This is a genomic window from Pseudomonas laurentiana, from assembly GCF_014648275.1.
Classification (GTDB): Bacteria; Pseudomonadota; Gammaproteobacteria; order Pseudomonadales; family Pseudomonadaceae; genus Aquipseudomonas; species Aquipseudomonas laurentiana.
This window is the reverse complement of sequence record NZ_BMQU01000070.1, coordinates 1-1246: the sequence shown is the minus strand read 5'-3', so window position 1 is coordinate 1246 and position 1246 is coordinate 1. Positions and strand designations below refer to the sequence as shown.

Annotated in this window: 1 pseudogene; it reads left to right on the top strand. The window is 56.5% G+C overall.

Going from position 1 to position 1246, the window contains the following annotated elements:
- Positions 1–200 precede the first annotated feature (200 nt).
- Positions 201–1199: pseudogene (locus tag IE038_RS23845) on the top strand (sulfatase-like hydrolase/transferase); the annotation flags it as partial.
- Positions 1200–1246: the final 47 nt, after the last annotated feature.

Sequence of the window (1246 nt, the reverse complement as noted above, 5' to 3'; positions counted from 1 at the left end):
GGGGTTTCCCCATGTGAGAGTAGGTCATCGTCAAGATTAAATTCCGAAACCCCTATCTGCACATGCAGGTAGGGGTTTTGTCTTTGTGGCCTGGAAATTTCGCCGACAAGGCCGGTTCCTGCAGTTGCCCCCCCTTTATTGCCGTTCGCTTGGTACCATTCAGCACATGTTTATGACGCTTTAATGGCTGGAAGGTTTTTGTGAATGTTTTACGTCGTTGGCTACAGCACCCGCATGCTCGTCTAACTGCCCTGGTCGGGTTGGTTCTGGTCATGCCTTTGTGCCTGCGTGCCGCGTTGGGCTGGTCTGACTCATTCGGATACCTGTCCGATATGGCAATTGGCAGCCTGCTCATCGTGCTGTTGCATCAGAGGCCTTGGTGGTTAGCGCTTCCGGTGTTGCTGGTCTGGAGCTTGTTGACACTGGCTGCTGCCGAGTTGGTCAGTGCAGTCGGTCGTCTGCCTAACATTACAGATGTGCACTACCTGATGGATCCTCAATTTCTGGAGAACTCCACGGGAGGCGGTTTCGCTCAACCTTGGCTTGCTTTCGCACTGCTGGTTGGCCTTGTGGTGTGGCTCATCACGCAGTGGGCGGGCCCTTCGGTATTGGCACCACGTTGGTCTGGCAAAGCCTGGGGCGTTCCAATGTTGCTCTTGCTTGCCCACGGGTGGGGGCAGCAACTGCGTACCGCCGATGAAGACCAATGGCGCTTGTTCAACCTTCCGCATCAACTCCTGGCCGCCGGTGTTGGTGATCTGCAGGCACGAGCGGAGGAATGGTGGGCAGGTGACGTTGCAGAGGCTGAGCCCCAGGTGGGTGGGCTTGCGCGGTTGGATCTGGACGGCGAAAGGCTGTTGCCAGCGCCAGGGCGCGCACGCAATGTCTTGATTATCGCCCTGGAAGGGATTCCGGGCGCGTATATCGGGGTCAATCGCCAGGCATTGCACAGCAGCTATCAAGAAAACCTGATGCCTAATCTGACGCGCTGGGCAGAGCGTGGCATGAATACACCCGACTATGTGTTGCACAGCCACCAGACCATTCGCGGCCTGTATGCGATGCTCTGCGGTGATTACGACAAGCTCGACAATGGTACGCCGAAGGGGGTCGAGATGCTGACCCAAAGTGAACGTAATCAGGCATGCCTGCCAGCTCAGTTACGCGCGAATGGATTTGCCACGCATGGGGTGCAAGGGGTCGAGTGTTCGAATCACTCCGTCCCGACCATATAATTCAATGACTT